The sequence below is a fragment of the Cellulomonas sp. P5_C6 genome, assembly GCF_054049635.1.
The window spans coordinates 1-6,806 of the sequence record NZ_JBFULZ010000211.1; the positions used below are offsets into that span (position 1 = coordinate 1).

Annotated in this window: 6 protein-coding genes; all 6 read right to left on the reverse strand. The window is 74.3% G+C overall.

The window, feature by feature from the left end; genetic code table 11:
* Window positions 1–1,126 (reverse strand): protein kinase domain-containing protein (locus ACXJKG_RS18030; protein ID WP_456847119.1); only part of this gene is annotated, 1,126 nt, incomplete at its 3' end.
* Window positions 1,123–2,478 carry an FHA domain-containing protein gene (locus ACXJKG_RS18035; protein WP_456847120.1) on the reverse strand — a complete coding sequence of 452 codons (1,356 nt, stop codon included), beginning with the start codon at window positions 2,476–2,478 and terminating at the stop codon, window positions 1,123–1,125. The genes ACXJKG_RS18035 and ACXJKG_RS18030, both read right to left, overlap by 4 nt.
* On the reverse strand, window positions 2,475–3,356 hold the full coding sequence (locus ACXJKG_RS18040; protein ID WP_456847121.1) for a PP2C family protein-serine/threonine phosphatase: 882 nt from the start codon (window positions 3,354–3,356) through the stop codon (window positions 2,475–2,477). The genes ACXJKG_RS18035 and ACXJKG_RS18040 overlap by 4 nt, the downstream gene beginning before the upstream one ends.
* A gap of 105 nt (window positions 3,357–3,461) precedes the next feature.
* Window positions 3,462–5,054 (reverse strand): alpha/beta hydrolase family protein, encoded by a 1,593-nt coding sequence (locus ACXJKG_RS18045; protein ID WP_456847122.1) that lies wholly within the window; start codon window positions 5,052–5,054, stop codon window positions 3,462–3,464.
* 2 nt (window positions 5,055–5,056) lie between these two features.
* Complete coding sequence (era, locus tag ACXJKG_RS18050) at window positions 5,057–5,983, reverse strand: GTPase Era (protein WP_456847123.1); 927 nt, start codon at window positions 5,981–5,983, stop codon at window positions 5,057–5,059.
* The coding region (locus tag ACXJKG_RS18055) for a hemolysin family protein (protein WP_456847124.1) at window positions 5,980–6,806 on the reverse strand (827 nt) is incomplete at its 5' end. The genes era and ACXJKG_RS18055, both read right to left, overlap by 4 nt.

Consider the following 6,806-nt stretch of genomic DNA (forward strand, 5'->3'; position numbering starts at 1 on the left):
CCTCGGGGGCGGCCGGCTCCGGGGGCGCGACGAACACCGGCCCGGGCCGGCTGGGGGGCGCCTCCGGAGCGACCGCCGTCACGCCGCGGTGGCGGGTGGGCTCGTCGGCGCCCGGTGGGACCGGGCCGGCAGGGCCGGCCTGCTCGCCCGGAGCGGCAGGGGCGACCGAGACGATCGAGCGCAGGCGCGTCGCGTCCTCCCGGCCGCCGTCGGGCGAGAGGGCCGGCGTGTCGCGGGACTCGCCCGCGTCGGGCTCGTCCGTCAGGTCCAGCGGCGTGATCGGCAGGCGCAGGTCGGCCTCGACCTGCTGCAGCGCGCGGGCCACCGCGGCAGCGGACTCGAACCGGCGTGCGGGGTGCTTCGCCATCGCGCGCTCGAGCAGGTCCTGCAGTCCCCAGGGGACGTCGTCGCGACCGGTCGGGGGCAGCGGCGACCGCTCGATCCGGGAGACCAGCTGCTGCGCGGTGTTCTCGCCGCCCGGCACCTCGAACGGGGTGCGCCCGGCGAGCAGGGAGTAGATCGTCGCCGCCAGCGAGTAGACGTCGGAGCGCTCGTCGCCCGTCGGGTGCTCCCCCAACAGCTCGGGCGGCGACCACGGGATGGACATCCCGACGGTCGCGCCGGCGCCGTGGCCCGTGGTCGCGGCGATGCCGAAGTCGGTCAGCGCCGGCCAGCCGAAGTCGGTGGTGAGCACGTTGGCGGGCTTGATGTCGCGGTGCAGGATGCCGGCCCGGTGCGCGGTCTCGACCGCCGACGCCAGCCGCACGCCGATGCGCAGGGCCTCGGCGACGGAGATCCGCTCGTGCCGGTACCGCTCGGCCAGCCCGGGGCGCGAGCAGTACTCCATGACCAGGAAGGGCCGGCCGTCGGCCGCGATGGCCGCGTGGTAGATCGTGACGATCGAGGGGTGGTGCGACAGCTGGGCCATGAGGTTGGCCTCCTGCTGGAACCGCGCGCGCACCTCGTCGTCGAGGCTCCCCGCCAGCAGGACCTTGACCGCCACCTCACGCCGCGGGAGCTCCTGCTGGTACAGGAAGACGTCCGCGAAGCCGCCGAGGCCGAGGACCCGCAGGTACTCGTAGCCCGGCAGGCGGGGCGGGGTCGATGCTTCGCGGCGTGCGGTCACGAACCCCGCTCCACCGAGAACGTCACGCCGTCGCCGAGGTCGACGACCTCGTCGACGCCGACGACGCTGGGCTCGCCSGGGTGCAGCCGGCGWGCGCCCTCRCCGGGCCGTGCGACATGGAYGCCGTTGGTCGAGTCGAGGTCGGTGACCACGACGTGSTCGCCCTCGACSCGCACCTCSGCGTGCGTCCGCGAGATGTCCTGCTGCGGGCTCGGCACGGTGATGAGGCGCGGCAGCTCGCGGTTGGTCACGCGGGCCACCTGCGGCGCGCGGCCCAGCAGCACCGCGCGGTCCAGGGGCACGACGAGGCCGGTCGACAGCACCAGCCGCGCCGCCGTCTGCACCGCCGCGGGCACCCGGAACGGACCGGGGACCTCGTCCGACGCCCACGACGGGAGCTGCTCGCGGATCTCGGCCAGGTCCGTCGACAGGATCGTCAGGCCGTCGTGGTCGTCCAGCGACGCGCCGCCGACCGGGACCGGCGCCGACGGAGCCTCGACGGTCTCCGCCGCCGTGGCCCCGAACGCCGGCCACGTGAGGAAGGACTCGGCCGCGGCGACGACGCCCGACGGGTCGGCGTGCTCGTCCTGCTCGGACTCGACGTCGGACTGAGCCTGGCCCTCGAGGGGCACCAGCTCCACGGTCGTCGGCTCGTCCCACACGGCGTCGTCGACCGGCTGGGGCGTCGCGTCCGCGTCCGCCACCACCTCGGGCTCGACGGGCTGCTCCTCGTCGGCGGCCTCGACGACCGGCTCGAGAGCGACCGGCTCGAGAGCGACGGGCTCGAGAGCGACCGGCTCAAGAGCGACGGGCTCGACGGGCTCGACGGGCAGGTCGTGCTCGACGGCGACAGGCTCGGCCGGCTCGGTCTCGACGGCAGGCTCGGCGGCCGGCGCGACCGCGGTCTCGACGACGTCCTCGCGCGTGGTCAGGCCGACGTGCACCCGCGAGGCCAGCACGACCCCGTCGGCCAGCGGCAGGCTCCCGGCGTCGACGGCCGGGCCGTCCACCTGCACGACGACGTCGGAGACCCCGTCGAGCACACGCTCGGTCCAGGTGCTGACCTCGCCGGAACGCCAGACGTCGCGCCGGCCGCCGACCTCGACGACGACCTCCACGTCGCCGCGCAGGGCGGCGTGCACGCGCTGCCCGTCGACCGACACGACGGCGAACGGCGGCAGGCCGCCGAACCCGTCGCGGGCCAGCAGGGCGAGCGCGGAGAAGACACCCTCGCCGGTCTCGTGCCACAGGGCACGCACGGTCGAGGCGGCGGTGGTGGGGCCGAGCAGCGCCACGAAGCCGGGCCGGACCACGGCGGTCCAGCCGCCGGCGGAGTACTCGGGCACGCTCATGACGGCTTCTCCTCGTTCGGTGTCCTCGCGCCGCGCGCGCCGGGGTCGGTCGTGGGCACCGAGCGGCGCGGGACCGTGGCGCCGTCGAGCATCTCGTCCCACACGTGCTGGCCGAGCTCGGCGCCGGTGCGCGGGACGGTGATGTGCACGTCGTCGTGGGCGCCGGCCGCCGTGGCGACGTCGACGACGACCGCGCTCACGTTGTCGCGCGCGCCGTGCTCGAGCGCGAGCCGGACCAGGTCCGCGGCGGCGTCCTGCGGGTCGCCGATGCCGGCCAGGACCCGGGCGAGGACGTCGTCGTCCAGCTCCCGTGTCAGTCCGTCCGTGCAGATCAGCAGGCGGTCGTGCAGCCCGGCGGGCAGGAGCCAGTACTCGGGCTCGGGCGGGTCGCCGGTGCCGAGCGCGCGGGTCAGGACGTGCCGGTCGGGGTGCGTCGCCGCCTCGGCCAGATCGATCTCGCCCAGGTCCAGCAGCTCCTGGACCACCGAGTGGTCCACGCTCACCTGCTCGAGCTCGTCGCCGGTCCACAGGTACACGCGCGAGTCGCCGACGTTGAACACGAGCCAGTAGGAGCCGCCGTCGTGCTCGGTGACGGCGACACCGGCGACGGTGGTGCCGCCCTGGCGCCCGCCGGTGAACTCGGTGCGGATCCGGGCCGCGGTGCGGTCGAAGCACGCGTGCACGTCGTCCGCGGTGGCCGCGGCCTGCCCGGCCAGCTGCGCGAACTCCTCGACGGCGATCCTGCTGGCCAGGTCACCCGCGTCGTGGCCGCCCATGCCGTCCGCCACGAGGAACACGGGCGGATACGCCAGCAGGGCGTCCTCGTTGACCTCGCGGACCAGGCCGCGATCGGTCGCCGACCCCCACGACGTGCGCACGCGACCCCCTTGTCCTCGGCCAGGCCCCGGAGGGTGCCTCACTCCATCATCGGCGCACATCGTGCCGCACGTGAGTGCTTCGTACACAACGCGCCCGTTCCGTGATCAGATCCCGAGCTGGAAGACCCCCCAGTACGCGAGCACGACGAGGAGCACCACCGAGCCGACGACACCGGCCCACAGGACCGCGGCCCGCACGACGCCCGGCGCAGGGTGCCCGCCGTCGTGCCGGACCCGGCGGCACCGGCGCAGCAGGAGGACGCCCACGACGACCACCGCGATGCCGAGCACGCGCACCGCGAGCCAGCCGCCCTGCACCACGAGGTCGTTGCGCTGGTAGTCGAGTGCGAGGCGGGCGACCGACACGATGTACCAGACGAGCCCGACGACGGTGAGGATCGCCCCGAACCCGAGGGCGACGAGCATGGGCAGGACGCCGCGGGCGAACCGGGGTCCGGGGACCGTGACGGCGGCCCCGCGTCGACGTCGGACCTCGCCGGTCCCCGCCTCGACGCCGCGCGCCACGAGCAGCGCGAGCGGCCCGAGCACGATGAGCGCCACCGCGGCCACGGCGAGCGCGACGACCATGTCGCCGTTCCCGAACCACCGGGGCTCGGGGACGGGCGCTGCCACGTACGTCTGCACGGGCTGCGCGCCGGCGATCCGGGGCGCTGCGTCGGCGGTCGCGTGCATGCCGAGCACCCAGCCGGACAGGTCCGTCAGGAAGTCGGGGTCCACCTCGCCGTCCACGCGGATGCCGTGGTTGGCGCCCTCGTAGTACCGCACCGTCACGTCGCCGTTCCCGGCGATCGCGGTGTCCCGCAGGACCTGCTCGGCGCCCTGGATGGTGGGCATCGAGGCGTCGCCGGTCCCGTACACGACGAACACCGGCTGGCGCATCTGCCGCTGGTACGGGGTCACGTCGAAGTCGGCGTACTCGAACCCACCGCCGGGCAGCGACATGCCGACGGCCCGCGGGATCGCCCGGAACACGCCGTGCGGGACGCCGGTGTTGCGCAGGTAGGAGTCCACCGCGAAGGCGGCCTGCTCGCGCGGCGGGACCACGGGTGAGGAGACCAGCACCACGAAGGCGATCGACGGGTCCTGCGCGCCCATGATCGGGGCGATCCAGCCGCCCTCGCTCTCGGCGTAGATGCCGACCCGGTCGGGGTCGACACCGGCGCGGGACTGCAGGAGCCGGACCGAGGCGTCGTAGTCGGCCGCCATGAGCGGGTAGTCCCGGTGCCGCGTGGTGTAGGTGTCCAGCCGCTTGTTGGGCACCATCGCGACGATCCCCGACGCCGCCAGCGCGTGCGCCTGCGCGAGGAACGCGGTGTCGTACCGGCCCGTCCCCGCGCCGTGCACGAACACGACCCCGGGCAGCGGTCCCTCGGCCCCGATCGGCTCGCTGATCTGCGCGTCGACCGTCGTGCCGTCCAGCTGCACCGTGACGATCGACGTGCGGACCTCGTAGGTGGGCACCGCGGGCGCGTTCCCGATCGCGGTYGACGTCGTCTCGACCGTCAGCGGGTCGGACAGCGGGACGGGGTCCCACTGCGGGCCCATGACCGCCCCGAGGATCGCGAGCAGGAGGACGCCGACGGCCGTGCTGGCGACGACGCGGTACCACCGGCCGACGTGCCGCTCGACGTCCGGTGTGCTGGCGCGCACGGGGGTGCGCTCGTCCGACCTCAGCATCCTCAGAAGCCCAGCTTTCCGAGCTGCTTGGGGTCGCGCTGCCAGTCCTTCGCGACCTTGACGTGCAGGTCGAGGTAGACGCGCGCGCCCAGCAGCGCCTCGATGCCACGGCGCGCCTGGCTGCCGACGTCGCGCAGCCGCGCTCCGCCCTTGCCGATGATGATCGCCTTCTGGCTGTCCCGTTCGACGAACAGGTGCACGCGCACGTCGAGCATCGGCACGCCGTTCGCGGCCGGCTCGTCGCGCTCCACGATCTCGTCGACGACCACGGCGAGCGAGTGCGGGAGCTCGTCGTGCACGCCCTCGAGCGCGGCCTCGCGGACCAGCTCGGCGACCATGACGGCCTCCGGCTCGTCGGTGAGCTCGCCCTCGGCGTACAGCGGCGTGCCCTCCGGCAGGTGCCCGATCAGCACGTTCTCCAGCACGTCCACGTTGTACCCCGACGTCGCGGAGACGGGCACGATGTCCGCCCACTCCCCCAGGGCCTGCACCGCCATGAGGTGCTCGGCGAGCTTCCCCTTGCCCACGAGGTCCGCCTTCGTCACGACGGCGACCACGGGCGTCCCGCGACCGTCGCGCGCCAGCTCCGTCATCTGCTCCGCGATGAACCGGTCGCCGGGGCCCACGCGCTGGTCCGCCGGCAGGCAGAAGCCGACCACGTCGACCTCGGTGAGCGTGTCCTTGACCAGGGCGTTGAGCCGCTCGCCCAGCAGGGTGCGCGGCCGGTGCAGCCCGGGGGTGTCGACGAGGATCAGCTGCGCGTCGGGCCGGTGCACGATGCCGCGCACGGTGTGCCGGGTGGTCTGCGGGCGCCCGGACGTGATGGCCACCTTCTGACCGACCAGCGCATTGGTCAGCGTCGACTTGCCGGCGTTCGGCCGCCCGACGAAGCAGGCAAACCCCGAGTGGAAGGTGTGGGAGGCGGTCATCGGGTGGCTCCGTGGGTATCGGTCGGTACGGGGGTGTCGGCGTCGACCACGCTGACCAGGACGGTGGCGAGCCGACGGCGCCGGCCCTCGACCCGGTCGGCGACCAGGTGGAGCCCGTGGATGTCTCCGGCGGACCCGGGCAGCGGGACCTTGCCCAGCGCCTTGGCCAGCAGCCCGCCTGCGGTGTCGACGTCCTCGTCGTCCACCTCGAGGTCGAACAGCTCGCCCAGCTCGTCGCGGCCCAGCCGGGCGGGCACGCGGAACACCCCGTCCCCGAGGTCCTCGACCACGGGTGCGGTGGGGTCGTGCTCGTCGGTCAGCTCGCCGACGATCTCCTCGAGCGCGTCCTCGATGGTGACCAGCCCGGCGATGCCGCCGTACTCGTCGACCACCATGGCGATGTGCGACGCGCCGTCCTGCAGCTCGCGCAGGAGCTCGTCGACGGGCTTCGACTCCGGCACGAACACCGCGGGCCGGGCCAGGGAGGAGGCCGGTGCGTCGAGCATCGCCTCCTGCTTCTGCCGGTCCGAGCGGCCGGCCGGCGCGATCGGCAGCCGACCGACCACGTCCTTGAGGTACAGCACCCCGCGCAGGTCGTCGACGGACTCGCCGGTCAGCGGCACCCGGGAGAACCCGGACCGCAGGAGCAGGGCGAGCGCCTTGCGCAGCGGGGTGTCCTCGGGCGCGGTCACCATGTCGGTGCGCGGGACCATCACCTCGCGCGTGAGGGTGTCGCCCAGCTCGAGCACGGACCGGAACATCTCCCGMTCCTCGTGCTCGATCGCCTCCGACTCGCTCACCCGCTGGACCATGTCCCGCAGCT